This is a genomic window from Sphingomonas japonica (assembly GCF_006346325.1).
Classification (GTDB): domain Bacteria; phylum Pseudomonadota; class Alphaproteobacteria; order Sphingomonadales; family Sphingomonadaceae; genus Sphingomonas; species Sphingomonas japonica.
Map to the genome: position 1 here is coordinate 480275 of NZ_VDYR01000001.1, position 25578 is coordinate 505852.

28 protein-coding genes and 1 pseudogene are annotated in these 25578 nt (G+C 68.1%); 18 read left to right on the forward strand and 11 right to left on the reverse strand.

What is annotated here, in order from left to right; genetic code table 11:
* Positions 1-33: 33 nt before the first annotated feature.
* Positions 34-1785 (reverse strand): fatty acyl-AMP ligase, encoded by a 1752-nt coding sequence (locus FHY50_RS02380; protein WP_140046787.1) that lies wholly within the window; start codon positions 1783-1785, stop codon positions 34-36.
* A gap of 136 nt (positions 1786-1921) precedes the next feature.
* On the opposite strand from FHY50_RS02380, the gene FHY50_RS02385 reads away from it, so the two are divergent.
* The 5 genes and pseudogenes from FHY50_RS02385 to FHY50_RS14330 form a co-directional block, all read left to right on the forward strand.
* Positions 1922-2470, forward strand: coding sequence for a regulatory protein RecX (locus FHY50_RS02385; RefSeq protein ID WP_140046788.1), 549 nt, complete (start codon positions 1922-1924; stop codon positions 2468-2470).
* Positions 2471-2581: 111 nt separating this feature from the next.
* On the forward strand, positions 2582-3133 hold the full coding sequence (locus FHY50_RS02390) for a cold-shock protein (RefSeq protein WP_244935283.1): 552 nt from the start codon (positions 2582-2584) through the stop codon (positions 3131-3133).
* 4 nt (positions 3134-3137) lie between these two features.
* Positions 3138-3641, forward strand: coding sequence for a DUF192 domain-containing protein (locus FHY50_RS02395; protein WP_140046790.1), 504 nt, complete (start codon positions 3138-3140; stop codon positions 3639-3641).
* 60 nt (positions 3642-3701) lie between these two features.
* Positions 3702-4094, forward strand: a complete 393-nt coding sequence (locus FHY50_RS02400; RefSeq protein WP_140046791.1) for an NADH:ubiquinone oxidoreductase subunit NDUFA12 — start codon at positions 3702-3704, stop codon at positions 4092-4094.
* 247 nt (positions 4095-4341) lie between these two features.
* Positions 4342-4575: pseudogene (locus FHY50_RS14330) on the forward strand (DUF2155 domain-containing protein); the annotation flags it as partial.
* Positions 4576-4610: 35 nt separating this feature from the next.
* On the opposite strand, the gene aat reads toward FHY50_RS14330, so the two are convergent.
* From aat to FHY50_RS02435, 6 genes are all read right to left on the reverse strand, one after another.
* The gene (gene aat / locus FHY50_RS02410; protein WP_140046792.1) at positions 4611-5378 is read right to left on the reverse strand and encodes a leucyl/phenylalanyl-tRNA--protein transferase; all 768 of its coding nucleotides are present in this window, start codon (positions 5376-5378) and stop codon (positions 4611-4613) included.
* Complete coding sequence (locus FHY50_RS02415) at positions 5375-6100, reverse strand: ParA family protein (protein ID WP_140046793.1); 726 nt, start codon at positions 6098-6100, stop codon at positions 5375-5377. Before FHY50_RS02415 ends, aat begins: the two co-directional genes overlap by 4 nt.
* 119 nt (positions 6101-6219) lie before the next feature.
* Positions 6220-6603 carry a hypothetical protein gene (locus tag FHY50_RS02420; RefSeq protein ID WP_140046794.1) on the reverse strand — a complete coding sequence of 128 codons (384 nt, stop codon included), beginning with the start codon at positions 6601-6603 and terminating at the stop codon, positions 6220-6222.
* Between the two features lie 94 nt (positions 6604-6697).
* Complete coding sequence (locus FHY50_RS02425) at positions 6698-7180, reverse strand: OmpA family protein (RefSeq protein WP_166745477.1); 483 nt, start codon at positions 7178-7180, stop codon at positions 6698-6700.
* 26 nt (positions 7181-7206) lie between these two features.
* Positions 7207-7812 (reverse strand): hypothetical protein, encoded by a 606-nt coding sequence (locus tag FHY50_RS02430; RefSeq protein ID WP_140046796.1) that lies wholly within the window; start codon positions 7810-7812, stop codon positions 7207-7209.
* Between the two features lie 58 nt (positions 7813-7870).
* On the reverse strand, positions 7871-9274 hold the full coding sequence (locus FHY50_RS02435; RefSeq protein ID WP_140046797.1) for a Y-family DNA polymerase: 1404 nt from the start codon (positions 9272-9274) through the stop codon (positions 7871-7873).
* Between the two features lie 266 nt (positions 9275-9540).
* Here FHY50_RS02435 and map point away from each other — a divergent pair, with 266 nt between their 5' ends.
* A complete protein-coding gene (map, locus tag FHY50_RS02440) occupies positions 9541-10311 on the forward strand; it encodes a type I methionyl aminopeptidase (RefSeq protein WP_140046798.1) in 771 nt (256 codons plus the stop codon).
* Positions 10312-10392: 81 nt separating this feature from the next.
* Here map and FHY50_RS02445 read toward each other — a convergent pair whose 3' ends face one another.
* The gene (locus FHY50_RS02445) at positions 10393-11190 is read right to left on the reverse strand and encodes a DUF2189 domain-containing protein (RefSeq protein WP_140046799.1); all 798 of its coding nucleotides are present in this window, start codon (positions 11188-11190) and stop codon (positions 10393-10395) included.
* Between the two features lie 86 nt (positions 11191-11276).
* Positions 11277-11759 carry a TspO/MBR family protein gene (locus tag FHY50_RS02450; protein ID WP_140046800.1) on the reverse strand — a complete coding sequence of 161 codons (483 nt, stop codon included), beginning with the start codon at positions 11757-11759 and terminating at the stop codon, positions 11277-11279.
* A gap of 52 nt (positions 11760-11811) precedes the next feature.
* Between FHY50_RS02450 and FHY50_RS02455 the strand changes: the two genes are divergently transcribed.
* From FHY50_RS02455 to FHY50_RS02470, 4 genes are read left to right on the forward strand one after another with little or no spacing between them, the layout of a single operon-like run.
* Positions 11812-12786: a magnesium chelatase ATPase subunit I gene (locus tag FHY50_RS02455; RefSeq protein WP_140046801.1), complete on the forward strand. Its 975-nt coding sequence runs from the start codon at positions 11812-11814 to the stop codon at positions 12784-12786.
* The gene (locus FHY50_RS02460) at positions 12783-14465 is read left to right on the forward strand and encodes a magnesium chelatase subunit D (protein WP_140046802.1); all 1683 of its coding nucleotides are present in this window, start codon (positions 12783-12785) and stop codon (positions 14463-14465) included. Before FHY50_RS02455 ends, FHY50_RS02460 begins: the two co-directional genes overlap by 4 nt.
* The gene (gene bchO / locus FHY50_RS02465) at positions 14462-15361 is read left to right on the forward strand and encodes an alpha/beta fold hydrolase BchO (RefSeq protein ID WP_140046803.1); all 900 of its coding nucleotides are present in this window, start codon (positions 14462-14464) and stop codon (positions 15359-15361) included. The genes FHY50_RS02460 and bchO overlap by 4 nt, the downstream gene beginning before the upstream one ends.
* On the forward strand, positions 15358-15546 hold the full coding sequence (locus FHY50_RS02470; RefSeq protein ID WP_140046804.1) for a hypothetical protein: 189 nt from the start codon (positions 15358-15360) through the stop codon (positions 15544-15546). Before bchO ends, FHY50_RS02470 begins: the two co-directional genes overlap by 4 nt.
* On the opposite strand, the gene FHY50_RS02475 is transcribed toward FHY50_RS02470, so the two are convergent.
* Complete coding sequence (locus tag FHY50_RS02475) at positions 15493-16422, reverse strand: hydratase (RefSeq protein WP_243846690.1); 930 nt, start codon at positions 16420-16422, stop codon at positions 15493-15495. The two genes, FHY50_RS02470 and FHY50_RS02475, sit on opposite strands and share 54 nt — an antisense overlap.
* Positions 16323-17882 (reverse strand): 1-hydroxycarotenoid 3,4-desaturase CrtD, encoded by a 1560-nt coding sequence (crtD, locus tag FHY50_RS02480; protein WP_140046805.1) that lies wholly within the window; start codon positions 17880-17882, stop codon positions 16323-16325. Before crtD ends, FHY50_RS02475 begins: the two co-directional genes overlap by 100 nt.
* Positions 17883-17958: 76 nt before the next feature.
* Here crtD and FHY50_RS02485 point away from each other — a divergent pair, with 76 nt between their 5' ends.
* From FHY50_RS02485 to pufL, 8 genes are all read left to right on the forward strand, one after another.
* The gene (locus FHY50_RS02485) at positions 17959-19059 is read left to right on the forward strand and encodes a methyltransferase (RefSeq protein WP_140046806.1); all 1101 of its coding nucleotides are present in this window, start codon (positions 17959-17961) and stop codon (positions 19057-19059) included.
* 104 nt (positions 19060-19163) lie between these two features.
* Complete coding sequence (gene bchC, locus FHY50_RS02490) at positions 19164-20093, forward strand: chlorophyll synthesis pathway protein BchC (RefSeq protein WP_140046807.1); 930 nt, start codon at positions 19164-19166, stop codon at positions 20091-20093.
* Entirely contained in the window at positions 20090-21073 is a 984-nt protein-coding gene (locus tag FHY50_RS02495; protein WP_140046808.1) for a chlorophyllide a reductase iron protein subunit X, read from the forward strand. Before bchC ends, FHY50_RS02495 begins: the two co-directional genes overlap by 4 nt.
* Positions 21060-22583 (forward strand): chlorophyllide a reductase subunit Y, encoded by a 1524-nt coding sequence (gene bchY, locus FHY50_RS02500; RefSeq protein WP_140046809.1) that lies wholly within the window; start codon positions 21060-21062, stop codon positions 22581-22583. Before FHY50_RS02495 ends, bchY begins: the two co-directional genes overlap by 14 nt.
* On the forward strand, positions 22580-24022 hold the full coding sequence (bchZ, locus tag FHY50_RS02505) for a chlorophyllide a reductase subunit Z (protein WP_140046810.1): 1443 nt from the start codon (positions 22580-22582) through the stop codon (positions 24020-24022). Before bchY ends, bchZ begins: the two co-directional genes overlap by 4 nt.
* A gap of 139 nt (positions 24023-24161) precedes the next feature.
* Positions 24162-24395, forward strand: a complete 234-nt coding sequence (gene pufB / locus FHY50_RS02510) for a light-harvesting antenna LH1, beta subunit (RefSeq protein ID WP_140046811.1) — start codon at positions 24162-24164, stop codon at positions 24393-24395.
* 14 nt (positions 24396-24409) lie between these two features.
* Positions 24410-24592 carry a light-harvesting antenna LH1, alpha subunit gene (gene pufA / locus FHY50_RS02515; protein ID WP_140046812.1) on the forward strand — a complete coding sequence of 61 codons (183 nt, stop codon included), beginning with the start codon at positions 24410-24412 and terminating at the stop codon, positions 24590-24592.
* A gap of 144 nt (positions 24593-24736) precedes the next feature.
* Positions 24737-25576 (forward strand): photosynthetic reaction center subunit L, encoded by an 840-nt coding sequence (gene pufL, locus FHY50_RS02520; protein ID WP_140046813.1) that lies wholly within the window; start codon positions 24737-24739, stop codon positions 25574-25576.
* Positions 25577-25578: the final 2 nt, after the last annotated feature.

The following is a 25578-nucleotide window of genomic DNA, read 5'->3' on the forward strand; positions in this document are numbered from 1 at the left end:
ACCGGTCCGGACGATTTTTCTTGGGCGCCGCGTTCAGGCCGCGATGTCGTAGGGCTTGATCTCTCCGGCGAGATAGAGATTGCGCGCCTTGGCCCGGCTCAGCTTGCCAGAGCTGGTGCGGGGCAGGGTGCGCGGCGGGACCAGTTCGATCACGCAGTTCATGCCGGTGACCGATCGCACGCGTTCACGAATCTCCTCGCGGAGCCGCGTGCGCTCGTCCTCGTCGGAGGCGCGGCACTGGACCAGCACTGCCGGTGTCTCCTCACCGCCCGGCGTGGTGATCGCGAACGCGGCAATGTCGCCGGCCTTGAACCCGGGGAGTTGCTCGACCGCCCATTCAATGTCCTGGGGCCAGTGGTTGCGGCCGTTGACGATGATCATGTCCTTGGCGCGGCCGACGATGTAGACATAGCCGTCGGACAGATATCCCATGTCACCGGTGTCGAGCCAGCCGTCGGCCATGCATGCGGCGGTGGCCGCGTCGTCGCGGAAATAGCCGGTCATCAGCGACGGGCCCTTGCACCACATCTTGCCGATCGCGCGCTCGGGCAGCGGGGTGCCATCCTCCTCGCGCACTTCGACCAGCATGTCGCGCACCGGCTTGCCGCAATTGACGATCGCGCGGAACCGCTGCGGCCGGTTTGCTCCCTGCGGCACACCCGACAGCTGGGTCTCCTCGACCAGTTCGACGACGATGCCTTCGCCCGGCGGCATGATCGATACCGCCAGCGTCGCTTCGGCAAGGCCATAGCTCGGCAGAAACGCCGATGCCTTGAACCCGCAATCGGCGAACGCATCGACGAACGCCTGCATCACGTCGGGGCGGATCATGTCGGCGCCGTTGCCCGCCACGCGCCAGCGCGACAGGTCGAAGCGATCGGTCGCCCGCGTCTGGCTGGAGATGCGCCGCGCGCAGATGTCATAGCCGAAGGTCGGCGAATAGGAGAGGGTCGTACCCTCGTTGCGGCTGATCATGTCGAGCCATGCCAGCGGCCGCCGCGCAAAATCCTCGGTCTTGATGTAATCGACCGAGACCTGGTTGGCGACGGGCGACAGGAAACAGCCGACCAGCCCCATGTCGTGATACCAGGGCAGCCAAGATACGCAGCGGTCGCTGTCGATCAGCTCCATGCCATGCGCGTGCGCCGCCAGATTGTTGAGCAGCGCGAGGTGGGTGATCGCGACGCCATGCGGGAATCGCGTCGAGCCGCTGGAATATTGTAGATAGGCGATGTCGTCCGGCCGTGCCTGCGCGAGCGGCGCATCGGGCGCGGCACGCGCGGCGAAGCTTTCCCAATCGATGCCCTCGATGCCCTTTAACCGCGCAGCTTCGCCCGCCATCGCGGCCAGCTCGGCAGGGTAGAGCAGCATCTTTGGATCGCAACTTTCGAGCTGGACGCTCAACTGGTCGATATAGTGCTGCGCGCCGCCGAACGAGGTGGGCAGCGGCAACGGCACCGGCCATGCGCCGGCATAGACGACACCGAAGAACAGGCTGGCGAATTCGGCCCCGGTCTCGGCGACGAGCGCGATGCGGTCGTGCGGCTTGACGCCGGCAGCGATCAGGCGGCGGGCCTGATCCTGCGCGTCGCGGCGCAGTTCCGCATAGGGATAGGCGCGCACCAGCGTGCCACGCGGATCATGGAAATTGAGCCCGCGCGTGCCGCCGGCGGCATAATCCAGCGCCTCGCCCAACGTGGCGAAGTCGGAAAAGCGGCGCGCAAGCCCGTCCTGCGTCGCGGTCGGCAAGGGCTGCTCAGCCGGGTCGATGGCGGCATTCTTCAAGGTGCGATCCCGAATTTCATGTGATCAACAACGCATAAGCTCCCCGGATGCGGGCAATCTCCGCCGCGGGCAAGCCCCAACCGACAACAGGTGCAGCGCACTATCGTTCAAAATTGGGTTCGACTGTGGCACAAACATGACGATGGCTCGCGCCGACCGCCACGACCGCCCTCGAACGCCGCCGCCTCCGCTCGACCGCGAGCGGCTGGATCGCCTCGCCCTGCGCTATGTCGAACGCTATGCGACGACGCGCGGGCGGCTGGTCCAGTATCTGACGCGCAAGCTGCGCGAGCGGGGCTGGGAAGGCGATACCGGGCCGGACCTGCAGGCACTGGCCGACAGGTTCGCGCAGCTCGGCTATATCGACGACCGGCTGTACGGCGAGGCGAAGGCGACGGCGATGGCGCGCCGTGGCCTGGGCAAGCGCCGTATCGCCGACACGCTGCGCCATGCGGGGCTGGACGTCGAGGATCGCGACGCATTGGCCCCCGATATCGCGCAACGCGAAGAGGAGTCGGCGATGACGTTCGCGCGGCGCAAGCGCATCGGACCGTTCGCCATGACCGCTCCCGACCGGGCGCAGGCGCAAAAGCAGATTGCGGCGATGTTGCGCGCGGGGCATTCGTTCGACACCGCGCGCAGGATCGTCGCGATGGTCCCGGGACAGGACAGCATCGAAGGTTAACGGTAGCGTTGCGAAAACATGTTTTCATTCCGCAACCGCGCTGTGGTACGAAAATGCGGGGGAAGGAGCTCTATGCGTATCGATCCGCAACGTAGGCCGGATGAGTTCGACGTGGCAAACGTCGATGCGGCACCAACCGCCGACACTGTCGGCGACGGGGAAGTGCGGCTGTCGGGGACGGTCAAATGGTTCGACGTTACGCGTGGGTTCGGCTTTCTGGTCACCGAGGACGCCGAGATAGGCGATATCCTGATCCATTTTTCGGTGCTCGAGGAACATGGTCGCCGCAGCCTGCCGGAAGGCGCGCGGGTGGAATGCATCGCCATGCGCCGCCAAAGGGGGCTGCAGGCGCGGATCATCACCGACATCGACCTGTCGACCGCGGTCGAACCGGTGCGCCCGCGCGCCGCGCCCGAACGCACCGATCGAACCCGGCTGGTCGATGCCGCCGGCCCGTTCGAGGCGGTCAGCGTCAAATGGTTCAATCGCTTGAAAGGCTATGGCTTCCTGGTGCGCGGCCAGGATGCAAAGGACGTGTTCGTGCATATGGAGACGCTGCGCCGCGCCGGGATCGAGGAAGTCGAACCCGAACAGCCGCTGCGGGCGCGCATCGTCGATGGCGAGAAGGGGCCGCTGGCAGTGGCGGTCGAGAAGGACGGTTGATTTGATGCGAGCTTCGAGAAGGGTCGGCGCGGCGCTGGCGGCGGCGTTCGCCATTGCCGGGTGCTCGGCCGATGGCACGTCGAACAGCGCGGCGACGGCGGCGGCGGCCGACGAACTGGTCGAGGTGACCATCACTACAGCCGATGGCGACAAGCGTTTCCGCGTCGAGACGGCGCGGACAGCGGCGGAGCAGGCGCAAGGACTGATGTACCGCACCGACATCCCCGACGACGGCGGAATGTTGTTCCATCCCTATCCCCCCGACGGCACCGGCCCGCGCGAGGCCAGCTTCTGGATGAAGAACACGCCGACCCCGCTCGACCTCCTCTTCATCCGCGCCGACGGTTCGATCGCACGCATTGCCGAGAATGCCGCGCCGTTTTCCGAAGCGCAGATCCGTTCCGGCGAGCCGATCGCAGCCGTCCTCGAGCTCAAGGGCGGCAAGGCGGCGGAGAACCTGATCTCGCCGGGCGACAAGGTGCGATTCGCCGGCGGACCGGGCACCTGATCCCGGCGAGCAGGCGGTTGGCGATTGTCACGCAGGGCCGGGGACGCTAGTCGCAGCCGCATGGGCATTCTCGGTTCGATCTTCACCTGGTGGAACGGCGCCACCATCGGCACGTCGCTCGCATTGCGGGGGAAAAAGGCGATGGGCGAGGATGCGCTGGGCAACCGCTATTTTATGGGCGGCAAGGACACGGCCGGGAATCCGCGTCGCTGGGTGATCTACAACGGATCGAACGATTCGAGCCGGGTCCCGCCCGAATGGTTCAGCTGGCTGCATGGCCAGGTCGACGACGTGCCCGATCGCGCGCTGCCGCCGCCGCGCGTCTGGGAAAAGCCGGCGCTGGCCAACGCCACCGGCACCGCGCTTGCCTATCGTCCGCCCGGTGCGCTCGAACAGGGCGGCGCTCGGGTGCGCGCTACCGGCGATTACGAGGCGTGGACGCCCGACGCATGACGCTTCGGCACTGGGCCACCGCATGACCATGCGGCACTGGATCGCCGGCGGCGTGGGCATCGCCGCGCTTGCAGCGGTCGGCATCTGGCAGGGGTCGGCATGGTTCGATCACGACCGCGCCGAAGCGTCGGCGACCGCAGCGGCTCCGATCCAGTCCACGCCGAGCCCGCGGCAGGGCGGGGAAGCGACGGCGGTACAGACAGTATCCGATGGCAATGAGACGATCGTGTCGGCTGGTGCGACGCCGATGGGCGAGCGAGTCGCGGTGATCGGCCTGCTCAACAAGCGCAACGGCGAGAGCCGCGACTTGAAGCTCAGGCCGGGGCAGGCGGTGCGCGTCGGCGACGCGATCGTGCGGCTGCGCGCATGCGAACGCACCGCGCCATGGGAAACCGAGCAATATACCGGGGCGTTCGTCCAGCTCGATGTCGAAGGATCGGATCGCCGCTGGCGCCGGGCATTTTCGGGCTGGCTCTACGCCGAGCGGCCGTCGCTCAACGTGGTCGAGCACCCGATCTACGATGTCTGGCCCAAGAGCTGCACGATGTCGCGGCCCGAGACCGGACCCGATACGGTCGTGCTGGGCAAGGACGGCGCCGCGCCGAAGGCGGGTGCCGCGCCCAAACGATCGAGCGCCCCCCAATCGGCGTCTACCGACGCTGCTCCGGTGGCCAGCCCCGCCGAGGATGCGCCGAGCGCCGAGGACAGTAACGCCGAATAGTCGTCGCGGGGCACTTCGACGGTGCCCATCGTCTGAAGATGTTCGGTCTGGAACTGGCAGTCGAGCAACCCAAAGCCGCCCACCCGCAAGCGCGCCACCAGCCAGGCGAGCGCGACCTTCGATGCGTCCCGCCCGCGGCTGACCATGCTTTCGCCGAAAAAGGCGCGGCCCAGAGCCAACCCGTACAAGCCGCCCGCCAGCCGATCGCCGTCCCAGACTTCGACCGAATGCGCGAAGCCGATCCGGTGGAGGTGCGAGAACACATGCGCGATCGCGGGGTTGATCCAGGTTTCCGGGCGATCGTCGGCGGCCTGCGCGCACAAAGCGAGGATCGCGTCGAACGCGGTGTCGGTGGTGACGCGATAGCGGTCGGCGCGGATCGTCTTGCGCAGCGAGCGGCTGAGGTGGAAGCGGTCGAGCGGCAGCACGCCGCGCAGCTTGGGCTCGACCCAATAGACGCCGGTGGCATCGCGATTGTCGGCCATCGGAAACACGCCCATCGCATAGGCGCGCAGCACCAGATTGGGATCGAGCTCCTCATGCTGGGGGCGCGGATGGCTCATCGGGCGAGCTGCCGCTCGATGGCGCTCCACAGGCCGTCGAACGCCTTGGCAGGTGCGGTACTTGCGGCGAACTGGCCCACCGGCGCGCGGCGCACCGACATGGCTTCGACGATGCTCGCCATCGGGATCACCGGCCAGCCCGGGTTCTCGGCGATGGCTTGGGCATGCAGCTTGCGGCGGCGATCGACCATGACATGCACCGGCAGCAATGGCACTGCCGGTCCCTTGCGATCGAGATGTGCGGCAAGATCGGCAAAGGCGCGCGCCGAGAGCGGCGACGGCACTACCGGCACCACGATCAGGTCCGCGGCGCGGATCACCTGCTCGGCGGTCTCGGTAAGGCCGGGTGGGCAATCGAGGATGACGCGGTCATAGCCGTCGGCGACGGTGCCGAGCAATTTGGCCAACCGCTTCTTCTTGGCGAGGTCGTGGAACAGCTGGTCGAGACCGCGCAGCGACGCGTCGGCGGCAATCAGGTCGAGCCGGGCAATGCCGGTCGGGCGGATCGCCTTGGCGGCATCGATGTCCTTGGCAAAGATCGCCTGCGCGCCATCCTTCACGCCCTTGCCGGTCGGCAGCAGATAGGTCGAGGCGGCTTGCGGGTCGAGGTCCCAAAGCAAGGTGCGGCGCGACGAGCGCATCGCCGAGCACCAGGCGAGGTTGACCGCCATCGTCGTTTTTCCGACGCCGCCCTTCAGGCTGTAGATCGCGATCGCCGCCATGCTTGCTCCCGATCGCCAAGGTGGCTGGCTGCGGCGCGGAGCGCAAGCCGCCGGGCGACGAAAAAGGGGCCGGTGTTGCCACCGGCCCCCTGGTTAAGCGGGATATGGATCGGGACCGATCAGGCCGAGCAGCTGAGCTCGCCCTGTCCGGTTTCTGCGATCGTCGCCTTGTTCGGACCGCCGGTGACGGTGATGCCCTCGGCAGTGAATGGCTCGCCGGCCGCGGGTGCCTTGAGGCGGATCGGCGTATCGCCCTGTTCAGCGCGGTAATTGGCCTGGGTGTCGCCCTGGAAGAAATCGACGTAGCGGAGCACGTTGCCAGGCTGGCACCGGAACGTCACCGACGCCTTGACCGGCGGTGGCAGTTCGACCGGCGCGGCCTTGGCCTTTTCGTCGGCGAGCGGATCGGGTGCGCGCGTGGTGACCGTTTCGGTCTCGGGCTTACAAGCGGCGAGCGACGTGGATAGCGCTACCGCGGCGAGCAGGATTGGGAGGTTTCGCATACAGGCGGCTGCTTCGCGCACGCGGGAGACAAGGTCAAGCGATACGTTGTAACCTATTGTTTCCCATGTTGCACCGCCGCGATTCAGGTTTGGTTCAGCGGCCGAGGATGACCTCCACCCGGCGATTCTTCTGCCTCCCCTCGGCATCGTCGCCGCCGGTCGGACCGGCATTGGGTGCGATCGGTCGCAACTCGCCAAGTCCGATAGACTTGAGCCTGGCGCGATCGACGCCGCGCTGAGCCGCGAGATAGTCGAGCACCGCTTCGGCGCGCGCTTCGGACAAGCGCTGATTGTAGGCGTCATCGCCCTTGGCGTCGGTATGGCCTTCGACCGACACACTCGGAGGATTCTGTGCCGCGATCAGCGCTGCGAGCTTGTCGAGCGTCCCCCGTGCGTCCGGCTGGATCGTCGCCTTGTCGAAGTCGAAGGTCACGTCGCCCGGCAGCGACACCAACGTGCCGCGATCGGTCTGCGTGGCACCAAGGTCGGACTGGAGCGACTGAACCTGGCTCAACTGGGTCTGCCCCGAGCCATTGCCCGCCGCAAGGCCGCTCTGCACCCCGCCGGCGCTGCGCAACTGCGAATTGCCGGCGGCGAATGCCCTTAGGCTACTGACTTTTTTTTTGAGCCGTCGTCGGAATAGGCCGCAGTCGTCACCGGGATGTCGACGACGAATTTGGGATTGTAGGAGCCTTCGCTCGTGCCGCCATTCTCGTTGATGACCAGTTGCACCTGCGGGCCTTCGGGCACCGCGCCGATGAAGACGAGATCACCGGTGACGGTGGCGCCGCTGGCGATCTTGACGTCTTCGTCGGTGATCGGCGGCGACAGGAAGAATTTGCGGTTATTGGCAAGCAGATAGGTGTGCTTGCTGTAATTGGCCCAGTTCAGCTGAACCTCGCGGCGGTGGCCGTTGACATAGGTCATGTTGACCACGGTCTCGGTCGGCTTGACCTGGATCGAGTTGAGCCGGAGCACGCCACCATTGGGGTGAATCTGCTCCACCGACAGCTTCATCGGCGTGCCGTTGTTGAGCAGCTTGTCGAAGATGCCCGCTTCTTCCGGCGTCAGGTCCGCCGCGTTGTCGCCGCTGGCGGCTGCGGTCTCGCCGTCCAAAGCGGCCGCCTCTTCGTCCGAACGGACGTTGCACGCCGACAGCGCGAACGCCGCGGCAAGGACCATCGTCATCGGTATCAACGCTGGCTTCATCGCTCGCTTCTCCGGATCGTTGCGTTGCAGCAATAACTCGCTGGCAGGACGCAGGTTCCTATTCGTGGAACTCGTCGAGGTCGGGGATGCGCCCGAACGCGATCTTGGTGCCGACGCGGTCGAGGCGGCCGCCGCCCAGCGGGCCGACCGTGACGGCGTTGCGCCCGAAGCGTTCGTTCATGCGGTCCATCGCGCGGCTGAGCGCCAGCGTGCGCGTCTCGCGCGCAAGCGGATCGTCGGGGTCGAGCGCGGCGAACAGCGAACCCTGCTCGCCTACCACCGGCTCGATCTCGCACAGCGTGACGCCGACCATGCGCAGCCGAAACCCTCCGGGACGCTGCCGCCCCGCGCCTGCAAGGCGCGGAAACAGGGCGTCGAGCGCCGACAGGATGACAAAGCTGTCCTGCGTGCTCGGCAATTTGACCGATGCGTGCCAGTTGCTCTTGTCGTCCTCGAACTTGCCGTGAAGCACCAGCAGCCGGCAGCGATAACCCTTTCGCCGAAGCCGCGATGCCGCCTTGAGAGCGAGGCGGCGGGCGGTCAGCCGGGTCGGTTCCAGCCCGCGCTTCTGCGGGCTGAGCACATGGCTGTGGCCGATCGATCGGCTCTGCGTCGGCTTTTCCGGCAGGTCGACGCCGTGGAGCAGATACCACAGGCGATCGCCATTGGTTCCGCCCCACGCCGTGCCCGCATCCCGCGGACGGCGGCGGCAAAGCTCCTCGATCTCGTTGATCCCGTCCTGCGCCAGCCGCCGCTCCATCTTCGCGCCGATCCCGGCAATGTCGCGCAGCTTGAGGTCGAACAGGCGGTGGGGCAGGTCGAGTGCCTCGAACACGGTCAGTCCATCGGGCTTTTGCAGATCCGACGCGAGCTTGGCGAGCAGGCGGTTGGGGGCGATGCCGACCGAGCTTTGCAGGCATTCGCCGACCCGCGCACGGATCCCCGCCTTGATCCGCCGCGCGAGCGCCATTGCCGTGTCGCGGTCATTCTCGTTGTCGAGCAGGCGGCAGGCGACCTCGTCGATCGAGCAGACCTTCGTGACCGGAATATGGGTCCAGATCTCGGCAACGATGGCGTCGTGGAACTCGACATATTTTTCGTGCCGCGCGGGCGTGACGATCAGGTCGCGGCACAGGCGGCGCGCTTCCCAAACCGGCGTGCCGGTCGAGATGCCGTAGCGCTTCGCCTCGATCGATGCGGCGATCGCCACGGTGGTGTCGCTGTCGACCGGCGCGACGATGACCGGACGACCGCGCAGGTCGGGGTTCAGCTGCTGCTCGACGCTGGCGAAATAGCTGTTGAGATCGAGGAACAGCCAGCGCAGCGGACGCGGTGGAAATGCCAGGGTGGCGGAGTGAAGTTGAGAAAGTTCACACCTACGTTCGGGGTTGCCGAGGGCGGGCGCGAGGGTGCTGGCCGCAGGGGCGGAGACGAGTCCGGCAGAGCGAGTCGCAACGGGCATAGCCGGGGAACAATAGCAGAACATCTGCGCGTAGGACAGCGATGCATACACCCTCTTGCTGGCGCAGGCTGGTATCTCGTGCTGGAGGGGCTAAGGCTGACGACATGGCGGGCGTGGAAAGGTTCGTTGATCGAAAAGGGGTAGCCGGTGTTCCGGGACCTAATTCGATACCTTCGAGCGAGGTTTGAGACCCCAGCGTTCGCCGAGGTGACGGTTCGGGAGCTTGGCGGTACAAATGATTGATCGATACAAGGCGGCCGCCTGACATGGTCAAGACGTCCGAAGAATTGGCGCTGATGCGGGTATCGGGCAAGCTGCTGGCGGCAGTGTTCGAAATGCTCGACCGGCTGGAATTGGCGGGGATGTCGACGCTGCAAATCGATACGTTGGTCGAGCGCTTCATCACCGACGAACTCGCCGCGCGGCCAGCAAGCAAGGGGCAATATGGATTTGGCCATGTGCTAAATTGCTCGATCAATCACGTCGTCTGCCACGGAGTACCTGATCCGCACGCGACCCTGCGCGACGGCGACATCGTCAATTTCGACATCACGCTGGAAAAGAACGGCTTCATCGCGGATTCGAGCAAAACCTATCTGGTCGGTAGCGCCTCGCCTGTGGCCCGGCGGCTGGTACGCGTCGCGCAGGAGGCGATGTGGAAGGGCATCGGCCAGGTGCGGCCCGGCGCGCATTTGGGCGATATCGGCTTCGCGATCGAGCGCCATGCCAAGCGGCACGGCTATTCGGTGGTACGCGAATATTGCGGGCACGGCATCGGGCGCGAGATGCACGAGGAGCCGCAGGTACTGAACTTCGGAAAGCGCGGGACGGGGATGCGGTTGCGCGAGGGAATGGTGTTCACCGTCGAGCCAATGATCAACCAGGGCACCCGCCGCACCGCGACCGAGGAGGACGGATGGACGGTGGTGACCGGCGACGGCAAATTGTCAGCGCAGTTCGAGCATACCGTGGCGGTAACGCGCGGGGGTGTGGAAGTGCTAACGCTGCGGAGCGACGAGGCAGCGCGCCTGGCGTGACGCCTCTTTACCCGTCCATTTCAGACGTAATCGACCCACGTCACGAAGCGTCTGAAACGAACGGGGACGGGCGTCCTTAGCTCACCGAACCACCAGCCGCGTGTAGAGATGCCACGTCGCATAGCCGAGCCACGGCAGCACGATCGCCAGCCCGATCGCGAAGGGCAGCGTGCCGGCGACGAGCAGCAGTCCCACGCGGATGCCCCACCCGATCGCTTCTTTGGGGTTCCTGCGCGCGGCGGCGATCGAGGTGCGCACCGCGGTGGCGGCATCGACCGGCTGGTCGACGACCATCGGGAACGACACCCACGCTAATACCAGCGCGATCGCTGCGAAGACCAGGCCGACGAGATGGCCGAGCACGATCATCGTCCAGCCCGAAGCGGTGGTGAACAGCCGGCCGATCTCGCTGAGCCGCATCGGCGCTTCGGCGCCCAGCGTCAGCGTGTAGAGGACATAGGCGGCGATCAGCCAGCCGATGAACAATCCGGCGAGGCCGAGCGTGAGGATCGCGATCGGGGTGCGGCTGCGCCCTTTCAACGGATCGAGGAAATGCCACCAGCTCGATTCGAGTCCTTCCTCGCGGCGGCGGGCGAGTTCGTAGAAGCCCGAGGCGGCGGCGGGCCCGGCGATCGAGAGGCCCGCGACCAGCGGGAAGAACAGCGGCAGCAGCGGATCGTTGAAGGTGACGAAAGCCGCGACCAGGCAGACGATCGGGTAGAGCAGGCCGATGACGATCAGGTCGCCGCGCTTCTCCCGAAAATCCTTCCACCCTTCCGCCAGCGCCCAGTCGATATCGGCCTTGCCGATGCGCCGGACTTCGGGGTCGGCGGCGGACGGAGATGCGGGGGCGGAATGCGGAGACGTCGTGACGGCCATGACACTTCCTTCAGCGGTTCGAGAGCGGCGGACTTCCTTTCGTGACTTGCACCGATGCTACACCCGTTCGGCGCAGACGCGAAGACTCAACGCGCAAAGGGCGCGTTGAGCCGCACGATGGCGTGGTTGAGCACTGCCGCGAAGCTGACCCAGGCGAGATACGGAGCGACCAGCCACGACGCCGTCGGCGAGATCGGCCGCAGCCCGATCGCCAGCGCGAGCACTGATCCCCACAGGAAAACTACCTCGATCCGTGCCCAGTCGGGACGCTTCGCCACGAAGAACAGCGGGCTCCACAGCAGGAAGAACAGGGCGTTGACGGCGTAGAGGATCAGGATGTCGGCGCGCTCGGCCGGAGTGTCGGCAGCGTTCCACGCGACCACCGCGGCGCTGGCGGCGCAGGTCAGGATCACGCTCCACGCCGGGCCGAACGCCCAGTTGGGCGGCTGGAAACTCGGCTTGCGCAGATCGGCATACCATTGCCCGATCGGGGTGGTGGCGCCGCCGATCCCGCCCAGCGCCAGCGCCGCGCCGCCCGCCGTCACGATCGGGGTCCAGTCGATTGCCATGATCTTCCCTGTCTAGCTTGTCGAACGTCCAACGCATGATACACGTTCGGGGATGCGTTCCCCATTTCCTTTCAGCGCGATCGTCGGCCAGGACGAGATGAAGCTGGCGCTGCTGATCGCCGCAGTCGATGCGCGGGTCGGGGGAGTGATGGTGTTCGGCGACCGCGGGACGGGTAAGTCGACCGCGGTGCGCGCGCTTGCCGCGCTGCTGCCGCCGGTGCCTGCGGGACAGGTAGGCTATCATGCCGAGGGGGCCGCCCCGGCCAAGGGCAAGGCGGCGGTGCCGTTCGTCGACCTGCCGCTGGGCGCGACCGAGGACCGGGTAGTGGGTGCGCTCGACCTCGAACGCGCGCTGGGGGCAGGGGTCAAGGCGTTCGAACCGGGGCTGCTGGCGCGGGCCAATGGCGGGTTCCTGTATATCGACGAGATCAACCTGCTCGAGGATCATATCGTCGACCTGCTGCTCGACGTCGCGGCGTCGGGCGAGAATCTGGTCGAGCGCGAGGGACTGAGCGTGCGGCATCCGGCGCGGTTCGTGCTGATCGGCAGCGGTAATCCCGAGGAGGGCGAACTTCGCCCGCAGTTGCTCGACCGCTTCGGATTGTCGGTCGAAGTGCGCACGCCGCAGGCCATCGCCGACCGGGTCGAGATATTGAAGCGCTGCGACGCGTTCGAGCGCGATCCGGCGGGGTTCGCGCAAGGCTGGGCGGCGCAGGAGAAGAAGACGCTCAAGCGGATCGCGCGCGGCCGCGATCTGGTCGGCAAGGTCGAGATGCCCGACAGCATTCTGTCGCGCGCGGCGCGGCTGTGCAGCGCGGTCGGCGCGGATGGCCTGCGCGGGGAATTGACCCTGATGCGTGCGGCGCGCGCGCTGGCGGCGCTGGAGGGGGCGAAGGTCGTGGCGGACGCGCATCTCGACCGGGTCGCGGCGCTGGCGCTGCGCCACCGGCTGCGGCGCAATCCGCTCGACGACACCGGATCGACCGCACGGATCGAACGCGCGATGGGCGAGCTGGCGGCGGCATGAGCGGGGCGGGCGATCCGGCGCCCGATGTGCTTGGCGATGCGCTGCTGGCGATGGCGCTGCTGCGGATCGATCCGCTGCTGGGAGGAGTGGTGTTGCGCGGCGACGGACCTGCGCGCGATCGGGTCGTCGAGACGATCGGGGCGGCGCGCACGCTGCCGCGCAACGTCGACGTCGATCGTCTGGTCGGCGGGCTCGACCTGGGCGCGACGCTGGCGCTGGGGCGGCCGGTCGCGCAATCGGGGCTGCTGGCACAGGCCGATGGCGGCGCAGTGCTGCTGCCGGGCGCCGAGCGGACCGACGACGTGGTAGTGAGCGCGCTGTGCGCCGCGCTCGACAGCGGCATGGTTGTAGCGGAGCGTGACGGCCTGAGCCGGCGCGATGCGGCGCGGTTCGTGGTGGTGGCGCTCGACGACGGGATCGAGGACGAGGCCGTGGCGGCACCGCTTGCCGAACGGCTGGCGTTTCGCTTCGATCTGGAGGGGGCCGGGGACGGCCTGCCGCCTGCTTGCGATATGAGTGCCGCGGCGACGCAGGCCATTATCGACGAGGTGCAGATCGAGGCGATCGCGTCGGTCGCGAGCGCGCTCGGGATCGACTCGATGCGGGCGCAGCTGTTCGCGGTGCGGGCGGCGCTGGCGCTGGCGCGGCTGGAAGGGCGTGATGCGGTGTCGGACGGCGATGTCACGGTGGCGGCGCGGCTGGTGCTGGCGCCGCGCGCGACCCGGTTGCCGCAACCCGATGCGGCGGAAGAGGACGAGGCGCCGGAACCGTCGCCGCCGAGCGACGCGCCGGGGGACGAACCGCAGGGCGAGCCGCGCCAGCTCGACGACGTCGTGCTCGAGGCGGTGCTGGCGGCGCTGCCCCCCGACATGCTCGCGGCGATCGCGCAGGGCAGCGCGCGCGCGGCCGCGACTCGGGCGCGCGGCAAGGGAGAGAAGCGCCGCTCGCCGACGCGGGGACGTCCGGTGGGCACGCGCTCGGGCGTGCCACGCGGTGGATTGCGACTGAGCCTGATCGACACGCTGCGCGCGGCGGCGCCGTGGCAGCGATTGCGCGGGCGCGAGGACGCAAGAATCCGCATCCGCAAGGACGACCTGCGGATTCGCCGCTTCGAAAGCCGGGCCGAGGCGACGACCATCTTTGCGGTCGATGCGTCGGGATCATCGGCGCTGGCGCGGCTGGCCGAGGCCAAAGGTGCGGTCGAGCTGATGCTGGCCGAAGCCTATGTAAAGCGGGCGCAGGTCGCCCTCGTGGCGTTTCGGGGTGAGGGTGCCGAGTTGTTGCTGCCGCCGACGCGCAGCCTGGCGCGGGCGCGGCGGGCGCTGGCGGAACTGCCGGGCGGAGGGGGAACCCCGATCGCGGCAGGGCTAACACTGGCGCGCGAACTGGCCGAAGCTGCCGTAGCGCGCGGGCGCACGGCATTTGTGGTGGTGCTGAGCGACGGGCGTGCCAACGTCGCGCTGGCAGGCGGGCCGCGCGGCGCGGCGCAGGGCGATGCGCAGGCCGCGGCGCAGGCGATCGGCGCGGCCGGGATCGACGGGGCATTTGTCGACATCTCGGCGCGACCGCGCGCGGAAGGGGCGGCGCTGGCGGGGGCGATGCGCGCGCGCTATCTGCCGCTGCCGCGCGCCGATGCGCGTGCGATGCACGCGGCGGTCAGGGAGGCCATGCCGAAATGACGCTCCGCTTCGATCGCGAAGGCGCCGATTGGCCCAACCGCTCCGCCAGCCGGTTTGTCAGCGTCGGCCGCATTCGCTGGCACGTGCAGGTGATGGGCAGCGGCCCGGTGCTGCTGTTGCTGCACGGCACGGGCGCGGCGACGCATAGCTGGCGCGACGTGATGCCGCTGCTCGCCGCGCGGTTCACGGTGATCGCACCCGACCTGCCGGGACATGGCTTTACCACGGGGCGTCCGGCAGGCGGGCTGTCGATGGCGGCGATGGCGGGCGCGCTCGCCGAGCTGCTCGCTGCGCTGGAGGTCGGCCCCGGCATGGTGGTCGGACATTCGGCAGGCGCGGCGATCGCCATTCGCATGACACTCGACCGCGACATCGCGCCGCGGGCGATGATCGGTCTCAACCCCGCGCTGCTGCCGTTTCCGGGGATCGCCGCGAAGCTGTTCCCGACGCTGGCCAAGCTGTTGTTCGTCAACCCGTTCGCGCCGCACATCTTCGCGCAGATCGCGCGCGGGCCGGGCGAGGTCGGGCGGTTTCTGGCGCGCAGCACCGGTTCGGCGATCGATGCCGCCGGGGCTGATCTCTACGGCCGCGTGTTCCGCGACGCCGGGCATTGCGGCGGCGCGATCGCGATGATGGCGGAATGGGACCTCGATTCGTTCGCGGCGCGGCTCGGCGAGGTGCAGGTGCCGGTGCTGCTGGTCCACGGCGATCGCGACGCGGCGATCCCGGCCAGCGCAGTCGATGCCGCCGCGGCCCGGATCGACGGTGCGCAGGTCCGGCACCTTTCCGGGCTGGGGCATCTGATGCACGAAGAGCGGCCGGTCGATATCGCCGACATCGTGATCGCATTTGCCGAGGCTAGCGGCGCGCTGGCGCATGCGGAGCAACCGGCATGATCGATCCGAACTATTACGGCCTGGTCGACCTGGGCATCGTCGTCGTCGCGGTGGTCGGCTTCGCGATATGGCAGCTGGTGTCGATCAACCGCGAGATCGCGAGGGACAAGTCGGCCAGGGACGCGTCCGGGTCAGAAGAGCGCGCGCGGCATGCGGTAGGGGAGCATCGAGAGGACGACAGGTGACGCGAACCGCGTCAGCGACAGGCTTTCGTGGACCGCGAACGCATCCTCGCCGAACAGCCGCGTCGCCAGCCCCGAACGGGCGTAGAAGGGGGCGTCGATCCAGGTCTTGACCACTTTCGCCGCGCCGTGGTCGCTGCGGGTGCGGCGATCGATCGCCCAGCCGGTGCGCGGCAGCCGCTGGGATGCGGGCGGCTCGACATCGCGCCAGCGGCCCTGGCGGTCACAGCGCAGTGCGAGATCGAACGGGCGGCCGTCGTCGCACACACCTTCGTACAGCACGGCGACGTCGTTGCGCAGATGCGCGCGCGACCAGTGCCAGCTGCGAAACCCCGTCTCGAGCGGTTCGTCGCCGAAATTGGAATCGAGATAGGCGCTGCCGGTCCACGCCACCCCGGGGCGGCCCATTTCGACTTCAATTCGGGCGCGCGGCGCGATCGGATGCCAGCGGTGCGTCGCCTGCGGGTCGAGCGCGAAGGCGGTGGTGGCGAGCATGTCGGGGTAGAGCTTGACCCGGCCGCGCACCCGATAGGGGATCGGCGCGGAAATCTCGTCGATCTCGATCGTCAGGCAGTCGCCGTCCCACGCCATCGAACTTGGCCCGACGCGGAAATGATCCGCGTCGCGGGTGACGTGCCTGCGTCCCCGCTCGGTCATCGCCCAGGCGCTGCTGCGCGGGCCGTTGAGCGCGATGTTGATCGCGCAGTGATTGTCGGGACGCCTGCGACCGGACAGCTTGTAATAAGGGGAGAACACGCTGCCGACGAAGGCGATGAGGGTCAGGCCGTGCTGGCCGTCCGCGCTGGTCGCGTCGATGTACCACCAGGCATAGCCATTCGCATCGACGCGGACGTCGAAGCGCGGTCCGCTTCCAGGCAATCGACGGCAAGGCTGGCGGACAGTGCGGCCATCGGCAGGCCCGCGCCCGGATGGCAGCTCCCGCCCGCGCAGTAGAGCCCAGGGATCCGCGTCCGGCTGCCCTGGCGCAGGAAGGACGCCGCCCATCCGTGCGAGGCCCGTCCATACAGGGCTCCACCCGTCGACGGACAAAGGCTCTCGAAATCGCTCGGCGTCAGCAGCCGGGTTGCCGGCGGCGGCAAATCGAGCGAAAGCCCGGCCTGCGACAGCCGATTGCGCATCGCCTGGGTGCATGTCTCGATCTCCTGCTGGGAAAAGCCGCCGCGGTCGCCGCGCGGCGGGGCGTTGACGATGATCTGGAAGCGTTCTTCGCCACTGCGGGCGTCGGCGGCGGTGTCGTCGCGGTCCTGCGCGCAGACATAGACGCTGGCGTCGGCGGCGAGGCGTCCGGCGGCGAGTGCGGCAAACTCGGCACGATAGTCCGGCGAGAAGAACACGTTATGGCGCAGCAGCGGGAAGCCGGCGGCGCGGCCGCGCGTAACCCACACCATCGCCGACAGCGAGCGGTTGCGGGGCCGGATGCGGCGCACGGCGCGCGCGGCGTCAGGGCCGAACCGGCCATCGCCGAGGGCAGCCGGATCGGCGTTGCAGACCACGGCATCGGCGGTTAGGTGCTCGCCCGACGCGAGCGTGACCCCGGCCGCGCGCCCACGCACGATGTCGATCGTCGCCACCGGCGCGGCATAGCGGAACTGCGCCCCGTTCGCCTTTGCCAGCGCCTCCAGCGCCGCGGCGAGGCGGTGCACGCCGCCGTCGATCAGCCACACGCCGCGCGCCTCGACATGCGCGATCAGCATCAGCGTGGCGGGGCAGGCGAAGGGCGACGATCCGCAATAGGTGGCATAGCGGCCGAACAGCTGGCGCAGCCGCGGATCGGCGAAATGCCTGCCGAGCCCGCTCCACAGCGAGCGATAGGGATTGAGCCGGAACGCGCGCGCCGGCGCGGTGGCGAGGATGCGCGCGGTGAGGCCGAGCGGATTGGTCGCCTGCGCGCGCAGGAAGGTCGTATCGAGCGCGTCGAAGATGCCCTGTGCCTCCTCGCGAAAGGCACGATAGCCGGTGACGGCACCGGGGCCGGCGAACCGGCCGATGGCGTCTTCGCTGGCGGCAGGATCGGCGAACAGGTCGAGGCGGTCATCGCCCCACGCATGGCGGGCGAGCACTGCCGCAGGCCGTGCGCTGACGTGATCGGCGAGGCGCGCGCCGCAGCGCTCGAAAATCTCCTCGAACACATCGAGCATCGTGAACACGGTCGGACCCGCGTCGATCGCGGTGCCATCGACATCGAGCGCGCGCAGCTTGCCGCCGGGGCCGGACTGCGCTTCGACCACGGTCACCTCGTCCCCGCGCGCGGCAAGCAGCGCGGCCGTGACCAGCCCGCCCATGCCGCTGCCGAGGATCGTCACCCGTTGCCGGGGCATCGCTTACCCCTTTCAGGATCGCCGTTGACGCGATCGTAGCAGCTGTCCAAACCCTTGGACATATGGATTGTCAATCATGAGCGACGGATGGCGCAGGGCGCTGGTGCAACGGCGCAATCGACTGCTGGCCGATCCCCGGTTCCAGCGCTTCGCCGCGCGCTTTGCGCCGACACGACCGGTGGCACGCAGCGAGGCCCGGGCGCTGTTCGACCTGGTGGCGGGATTCACCTATTCGCAGACGCTGGCGGCATTCGTCGAGAGCGGAATGCTGGCGGCGCTCGAACCCGGTGCGATGGACGCGTCGGTGCTCGCCGAGGCGACGCAGTTGCCGGTGGAGGCAAGCGAACGGCTGGCGCGCGCCGCCGCGGCGCTGCGGCTGGCGGAGCGTGTCGGGACGCACTGGATGCTGGGCAGTGCGGGCGCGGCGTTGCTCGGCAATCGCGGCATCCTCGAGATGATCGCGCACCATCGCCTGCTCTACGCCGACCTCGCCGATCCGCTGGCGGCGCTGCGTTCACGCGGGGGCGGCGCGCTGGCGCGATACTGGCACTACGCGCAGGACAGCGGGCAGGGGAGCGCTGACGAGGTGGCGGGCTATTCGGCGCTGATGGCGGCGTCGCAGCCGCTGGTCGCCGACCAGGTGATCGACGCCTATCGCTTTGGCGCACATCGCCGCGTGCTCGACATCGGCGGCGGCGAAGGGGCGTTCGTCGAACGGCTGCAGGAGCGGCACCCGGCGATTCGCGCGACGGTGTTCGACCTGCCCGAAGTGGCCGAGCGCGCGCGGGCGCGATTCGCGGCGAAGGGGCTTGGCGGGCTCGACGCGGTCGGGGGGGATTTCCTGGCAGGGGAGCTGCCGCGAGAGCAGGAGTGCGTCACGCTGGTGCGCATCCTGCACGACCATGATGCCGACCCGGCAGCGCGATTGCTGCGCAACATTCGCGCAGCATTGCGCCCCGGCGGGCAGCTGGTGATCGCCGAGCCGATGGCGGGGACGCCGGGTGCCGTGGCATCGGGCGACGCGTATTTCGGCTGGTATCTGTGGGCGATGGGTTCGGGGCGGCCGCGAAGCCCGAGGGAGATCGGGACAATGCTTGCCGACGCCGGGTTTGCGAGGTCGCGGCTGTTGCGGACGCAATTGCCGATCACGGCAAGGGTGGTTGTCGCCACCGCCTGACGATGACCATCGTCAATCAACATTGACAACATCAACTGTCCAGTTAGGATGACAGGTGCGGAAGAGGTCCGGCCTGGACCCTTCGCCAATCAGGGGAGCGCGCAATGCAGGCGCTGGCGATCATATTGGAGGCTCCCGAGCGCCTCTCGCTGCGTCCGCTGACCCTGCAGCCGATGGGCAGTAGCGACCTTTTGATCGAAATCGCCTGGAGCGGCGTCAGCACCGGGACCGAGAAACTGCTGTGGAGTGGCAGGATGCCGCCCTTTCCGGGGCTCGGCTATCCGCTGGTGCCCGGATATGAGTCGGTCGGGCGCGTGGTCGACGCCGGCGCCGAAGTCCGCGGACGGATCGGCGAATGGGTCTTCGTTCCCGGTGCGAACTGTTATGTCGATGCCCGCGGCCTGTTCGGGGGCAGCGCGCGCCGGGTCATCCTTCCCTCGGCGCGCGCATTGCCGGTCAGCGAGCGGCTCGGCGCCCGCGGCACGCTGCTGGCGCTGGCCGCAACCGCCTTCCATGCGGTCGATGCCGCGGCTCCGCCCGAGCTGATCGTCGGGCACGGTATCCTGGGCAGGTTGATCGCACGGATCGTCATCGCGATGGGCAAACCTGCGCCGATGGTGTGGGAGATCCGGTTCGACCGGCGCGACGGCGGCGGAGCGTACCGGGTGATCGACCCGATCCGCGACGAGCGCCGCGACTATCGCGCGATCTGCGACGCGAGCGGCGCGGGCGAGATCCTCGATACGCTGGTGATGCGGCTGGCCAAGGGCGGCGAGATCACGCTGGCGGGATTCTACGACAGCCTGACCTTTGCATTTCCGCCCGCGTTCATGCGCGAGGCGCGGCTGCGGATCGCCGCCGAGTTCACCCCTGCCGACGTCGCCGCGGTCACCGCGCTGATCGATGCCGGCAGCCTCTCGCTCGACGGGCTCATCAGCCATGTCCGACCCGCCGCCGACGCGGCCGATGCCTATCCGTCCGCCTTTACCGACCCCGAGTGCCGCAAGATGGTGCTCGACTGGAGTGCGCTATGACCATGCTCGACATCGGCGCGCTGCGCGAAGAGGCGAGCCATGAGCCCGATCCGGTACCGAGCGGCCCGGTCACGAAGGAAACGCAGATCATCGCGATCTATGGCAAGGGCGGCAGCGGCAAGTCGTTCGCGCTCGCCAATCTGAGCTACATGATGGCGCAGCAGGGCAAGCGGGTGCTGCTGATCGGTTGCGATCCCAAGAGCGATACCACCAGCCTGTTGTTCGGCGGCAAGGCGACGCCGACGATCATCGAGACCTCGTCTGCCAAGAAGCTGGCGGGCGAGGAGATCGGCATCGAGGACGTGTGCTTCCAGCGCGACGGGGTGTTCGCGATGGAACTGGGCGGGCCGGAAGTCGGCCGCGGCTGCGGCGGGCGCGGGATCATCCACGGGTTTGAGACGCTCGAGAAGCTGGGCTTTCACGAATGGGGCTTCGACTACGTCCTGCTCGATTTCCTGGGCGACGTGGTGTGCGGCGGCTTCGGCCTGCCGATCGCGCGCGACATGTGCCAGAAGGTGATCGTCGTCGCGTCGAACGACCTGCAATCGCTCTACGTCGCCAACAATGTCTGCAAGGCGGTCGAGTATTTCCGCAAGATGGGCGGCAATGTCGGCGTGGCGGGCATCCTGATCAACAAGGACGACGGGTCGGGCGAGGCGCAGGCATTTGCCGATGCGGTCGGCATCCCGACGCTGATCTCGATTCCCGCGCACGAGGATATCCGCAAGAAATCGGCGAACTACCAGATCATCGGCACGTCGGACAGCCAATGGGGTCCGCTGTTCGCCGAGCTTGCCGACAATGTCGCGACCGCTCCGCCGGTACGCCCGACCCCGCTCGACCAGGACGGGCTGCTGGGGCTGTTCAAGCCCGAGGATACCGGCGGCAACGTCACGCTTAAGCCCGCGACGCAGGCGGACATGCGGGGCAAGCCGTTTGTCACCAAGCCGAGCCTCGAAGTCGTCTATGACGCAGTCTGACGCCTTTGCCACGCCACCGCGCGAGCGCGATCGGATCGCGCCTGCCGAGGGAGGCTGCGCCAGCGGCGAGACATTGCGCGCGGCGGCGGTCGAGGCCGGGAAATCGGATGTCCTCGACCGGTACGCCGCGGATTACCCCAAAGGCCCGCACGACCAGCCACAGTCGATGTGCCCCGCCTTCGGATCGCTGCGCGTGGGACTGCGCATGCGGCGTACCGCGACGGTGCTGTCGGGGTCGGCGTGCTGCGTCTATGGCCTGACCTTCACCAGCCATTTCTACGGCGCGCGGCGCAGCGTCGGCTATGTGCCGTTCAGTTCGGAGACTTTGGTCACCGGCAAGCTGTTCGAGGACATTCGCGACGCGGTGCACCAGCTCGCCGATCCGGCGCTGTACGACACGATCGTCGTGACCAATCTGTGCGTGCCGACCGCGAGCGGCGTGCCGCTGCAATTGCTGCCCGACAGCATCAACGGCGTGCGGGTGATCGGCATCGACGTTCCCGGATTCGGCGTGCCGACGCATGCCGAGGCAAAGGACGTGTTGGCCGGCGCGATGCTGGCCTATGCCCGCAAGGAAGCCGAGATCGGCCCGGTCGCCGCGCCGCGCGAGCGGTCCGATCGCCCGACGGTGACGCTCCTGGGCGAAATGTTTCCTGCAGACCCCCCGGGTATCGGGCAGATGCTCGAGCCGCTGGGCCTCGCCGCAGGGCCGGTCGTGCCGACGCGCGAATGGCGCGAGCTGTACGCTGCGCTCGACTGCGCCGTCGTCGCGGCGATCCATCCCTTCTACACCGCCAGCGTCCGCGAGTTCGAAGCGGCCGGGCGCAGCGTCGTCGGGTCCGCGCCGGTCGGCGTCGACGGCACCGCGGCATGGCTCGACGCGATCGGCTCCGCCTGCGGGATCGCCCGGGACAAGGTGGATGCGGCGAAGGATCGCTTCCTTCCGGCCATCGCCGCGGCACTGGCGGCCAAGCCGATTGCGGGGCGGATCACCGTGTCGGGCTATGAAGGATCCGAGCTGCTCGTCGCGCGGCTGCTGATCGAGAGCGGGGCGGACGTGCCCTATGTCGGCACCGCCTGCCCCCGAACGCGCTGGTCCGATCCCGACCGCGAATGGCTGGAGGCGAAGGGCGTTCGCGTCCAGTTCCGCGCCAGCCTCGAACGGGACATCGCCGCGCTCCATGAATTCGGCCCCGACCTTGCGATCGGCACGACGCCGGTGGTGCAGCATGCCAAGGCGCGCTCGATCCCGGCGCTGTATTTCACCAACCTGATCTCGGCGCGGCCGTTGATGGGGCCGGCGGGGGCGGGCAGCCTGGCGATGGTGGTCAATGCCGCGATGGCCAATCGCGACCGCTTTGCGAGGATGACCGAGTTCTTCGAAGGCGTCGGGGCGGGGCCGAGCGCCGGGCTATGGACGGAGACGCCGGTCGAGCGGCCGGACTTCAAGGCGAAATATGCGGCGCGGCGGATCGCGGCGGCGAAGGCCGTCGAAGCGGTGGGATCGTGACCCTCATCCTCGATCACGACCGTGCGGGTGGCTATTGGGGGGCGGTGTACGCGTTCACTGCGATCAAGGGGTTGCAGGTCATCATCGACGGACCGGTCGGGTGCGAGAACCTGCCGGTGACGTCGGTTCTTCACTACACCGACGCACTGCCGCCGCACGAACTGCCGATCACCGTCACCGGGCTGTCCGAACAGGAACTGGGCCGCGACGGCACCGAAGGCGCGATGCGGCGGGCGTGGCAGACGCTCGACCCCGACCTGCCTGCGGTGGTCGTCACCGGATCGATCGCCGAGATGATCGGCGGCGGGGTGACGCCGGAAGGGACCAACATCGCCCGCTTCCTGCCGCGCACCATCGACGAGGACCAGTGGCAGTCGGCGGATCGCGCGCTCACCTGGCTGTGGACGCAGTTCGGGCCCAAGAAAGTGCCGCCGTTCCGCCGCAAGGAAGGGGCAAGGCCCAAGGTCAACATCATCGGCCCGATGTACGGCACCTTCAACATGCCGAGCGATCTCGCCGAAATCCGGCGACTGATCGAGGGGATCGGCGCCGAGGTCGCGATGGCGTTCCCGCTCGGCAGCCACCTCGCCGACGTGCGGCGGCTGGCCGAGGCCGAAGTCAATATCTGTATGTACCGCGAGTTCGGACGCGGGCTGTGCGAGACGCTCGAGCGCCCGTACCTGCAGGCACCGATCGGGCTGGAGAGCACGACGCGGTTCCTGCGCAAGCTCGGCGAACTGCTCGGGCTTGATCCCGAACCGTTCATCGAGCGCGAGAAGCACACCACGATCAAGCCGCTGTGGGACCTGTGGCGGTCGGTGACGCAGGACTTTTTCGGCACGGCGAGCTTCGGCATCGTCGCCACCGATACCTATGCGCGCGGCATCCGCAATTTCCTCGAAGGCGACATGGGACTGCCCTGCACCTTCGCCTTTTCGCGCAGCGCCGGGATCAAGCCCGACAATCACGCGGTGCGCGACGCGATCCGCGACACGCCGCCGCTGGTGCTGTTCGGCAGCTTCAACGAGCGCATGTACATGGCCGAGGCGGGCGGGCGCGGAATGTATATTCCCGCGAGCTTCCCCGGCGCGGTGATCCGCCGCCATACCGGCACGCCGTTCATGGGCTATGCCGGCGCGACCTATCTGGTCCAGGAAGTGTGCAATGCGCTGTTCGATGCGCTGTTCCACATCCTCCCGCTGGCCAGCCAGCTCGACGCCGTCGATCCGACACCGGCGCGCGATCAGGCGGAGATCGGCTGGGACGACGCCGCCAAGGCCGGGCTCGATGCCGCGGTCGAGCGCGAGCCGGTACTCGTGCGCATCTCCGCCGCCAAGCGCATCCGCGATGCCGCCGAACGCGCCGCGCGGCGCGCGGGCGAAACCCGTGTCAGCGAACGCCGCCTGGCCGACGCGCTTACCGAAAGCCGCGGACGATGACCGCGACAATGCCATTCCCGCCTGACCCCGCACGGGGACCAAGCGGTGCCAAGATCGCTGCCGGGCTTTCCCGGCCGCGATACCGCCTGGGAGCATGTTCCGGGCTCCCGTCCTCGTCGGGAACAATGGAGACGAAGATATGAGTGACATCAGAGACGAAAGGATGGGGCCAGGAACCTACCTGACCCCGGAAGAAGCGAAGGAGTTCCACAAGCTCTTCATGGCGAGCTTTCTGGGCTTCACGATCGTCGCGATCATCGCGCATTTCCTGGTATGGTCGTGGCGGCCGTGGCTGCCCGGTCCCAACGGCTATGCGTCGATCAATGACGGGGTGCAGGTGGCGCAGGCCGTCCTCACCTCGTTCCTGGCATAAGGGAGGAAGCGGTCATGTGGAGAACCTGGCTCATCTTCGACCCGCGCCGGACGCTGGTCGCGCTTGCGATCTTCCTGTTCGTGCTGGCAATCCTGATTCATTTCATCCTGCTCAGCACCGACCGGTTCAACTGGCTTGACGGCCCGCGCACGGCTCCGGCCGCCGCGACGGCGCCGATGGCCGCTCCGGCGACGTAGCGCCGGTCTGCGTACCCCGCGCCGCGCCGTCCCGGCGCGCGCGGGTCGGGGCAGGCGGGGTCGTCCGGGGGATGACCTCGCTACCCGGTCCAATATTGCAACGGCAACGACGCAGGGCTCCGGTCCGCGCGCGGAGGAATGGTCATGGCTCTGCTGAGTTTCGAGCGGAAGTACCGGGTGCGCGGGGGGACGCTGCTGGGCGGCGACCTGTTCGACTTCTGGGTCGGGCCTTTCTATGTCGGCTTTTTCGGCGTGACGACGGCGTTCTTCGCCGCGCTCGGCACGCTGCTCATTTTCTACGCGGCGTCGCTGGGGCCGACCTGGAACCCGTGGCTGATCTCGATCGCGCCGCCCGACCTGAGCTACGGGCTGGCGCTCGCCCCTCTGCGCGAGGGCGGGTTCTGGCAGATCATCACCATCTGCGCGATCGGGGCATTCTGTTCGTGGGCGCTGCGCGAGGTCGAGATCTGCCGCAAGCTCGGCATCGGCTATCACGTACCGGTGGCGTTCGCGGTGGCGATCTTCGCCTATATCAGCTTGGTGGTGATCCGCCCGGTATGGCTCGGCGCCTGGGGGCACGGCTTTCCCTACGGCATCTTCAGCCATCTCGATTGGGTGTCGAACACCGGCTACCAATATCTCCATTTCCACTACAACCCGGCGCACATGCTGGCGGTGAGCTTCTTCTTCACCACCACGCTGGCGCTGGCGCTGCACGGCGCACTGGTGCTGTCGGCGGTCAACCCGGCGCGCAACCGCGACGGCAGCCCGGGCGAGGTCAAGACGCCCGAATATGAGGACGCGTTCTTCCGCGACACCATCGGCTATTCGATCGGCACGCTGGGCATCCACCGGCTCGGCCTGTTCCTGGCGCTGTCGGCGGGATTTTGGAGCGCGGTCTGCATCATCATTTCCGGCCCGTTATGGACCCGCGGCTGGCCCGAATGGTGGACGTGGTGGCTCGACCTGCCGATCTGGAGCTGAGG

Bases quoted from the DNA above. Each gene is read 5' to 3' on its own strand.
- FHY50_RS02385 (WP_140046788.1), top strand. From the start codon at position 1,922: ATGACGATGGCTCGCGCCGACCGCCACGACCGCCCTCGAACGCCGCCG.
- FHY50_RS02395 (WP_140046790.1), top strand. From the start codon at position 3,138: ATGCGAGCTTCGAGAAGGGTCGGCGCGGCGCTGGCGGCGGCGTTCGCC.
- FHY50_RS02400 (WP_140046791.1), top strand. From the start codon at position 3,702: ATGGGCATTCTCGGTTCGATCTTCACCTGGTGGAACGGCGCCACCATC.
- aat (WP_140046792.1), bottom strand. From the start codon at position 5,378: ATGAGCCATCCGCGCCCCCAGCATGAGGAGCTCGATCCCAATCTGGTG.
- FHY50_RS02415 (WP_140046793.1), bottom strand. From the start codon at position 6,100: ATGGCGGCGATCGCGATCTACAGCCTGAAGGGCGGCGTCGGAAAAACG.
- FHY50_RS02420 (WP_140046794.1), bottom strand. From the start codon at position 6,603: ATGCGAAACCTCCCAATCCTGCTCGCCGCGGTAGCGCTATCCACGTCG.
- FHY50_RS02430 (WP_140046796.1), bottom strand. From the start codon at position 7,812: ATGAAGCCAGCGTTGATACCGATGACGATGGTCCTTGCCGCGGCGTTC.
- FHY50_RS02435 (WP_140046797.1), bottom strand. From the start codon at position 9,274: ATGCCCGTTGCGACTCGCTCTGCCGGACTCGTCTCCGCCCCTGCGGCC.
- map (WP_140046798.1), top strand. From the start codon at position 9,541: ATGGTCAAGACGTCCGAAGAATTGGCGCTGATGCGGGTATCGGGCAAG.
- FHY50_RS02445 (WP_140046799.1), bottom strand. From the start codon at position 11,190: ATGGCCGTCACGACGTCTCCGCATTCCGCCCCCGCATCTCCGTCCGCC.
- FHY50_RS02450 (WP_140046800.1), bottom strand. From the start codon at position 11,759: ATGGCAATCGACTGGACCCCGATCGTGACGGCGGGCGGCGCGGCGCTG.
- FHY50_RS02455 (WP_140046801.1), top strand. From the start codon at position 11,812: ATGCGTTCCCCATTTCCTTTCAGCGCGATCGTCGGCCAGGACGAGATG.
- FHY50_RS02460 (WP_140046802.1), top strand. From the start codon at position 12,783: ATGAGCGGGGCGGGCGATCCGGCGCCCGATGTGCTTGGCGATGCGCTG.
- bchO (WP_140046803.1), top strand. From the start codon at position 14,462: ATGACGCTCCGCTTCGATCGCGAAGGCGCCGATTGGCCCAACCGCTCC.
- FHY50_RS02470 (WP_140046804.1), top strand. From the start codon at position 15,358: ATGATCGATCCGAACTATTACGGCCTGGTCGACCTGGGCATCGTCGTC.
- crtD (WP_140046805.1), bottom strand. From the start codon at position 17,882: ATGCCCCGGCAACGGGTGACGATCCTCGGCAGCGGCATGGGCGGGCTG.
- FHY50_RS02485 (WP_140046806.1), top strand. From the start codon at position 17,959: ATGAGCGACGGATGGCGCAGGGCGCTGGTGCAACGGCGCAATCGACTG.
- bchC (WP_140046807.1), top strand. From the start codon at position 19,164: ATGCAGGCGCTGGCGATCATATTGGAGGCTCCCGAGCGCCTCTCGCTG.
- FHY50_RS02495 (WP_140046808.1), top strand. From the start codon at position 20,090: ATGACCATGCTCGACATCGGCGCGCTGCGCGAAGAGGCGAGCCATGAG.
- bchY (WP_140046809.1), top strand. From the start codon at position 21,060: ATGACGCAGTCTGACGCCTTTGCCACGCCACCGCGCGAGCGCGATCGG.
- pufB (WP_140046811.1), top strand. From the start codon at position 24,162: ATGAGTGACATCAGAGACGAAAGGATGGGGCCAGGAACCTACCTGACC.
- pufA (WP_140046812.1), top strand. From the start codon at position 24,410: ATGTGGAGAACCTGGCTCATCTTCGACCCGCGCCGGACGCTGGTCGCG.
- pufL (WP_140046813.1), top strand. From the start codon at position 24,737: ATGGCTCTGCTGAGTTTCGAGCGGAAGTACCGGGTGCGCGGGGGGACG.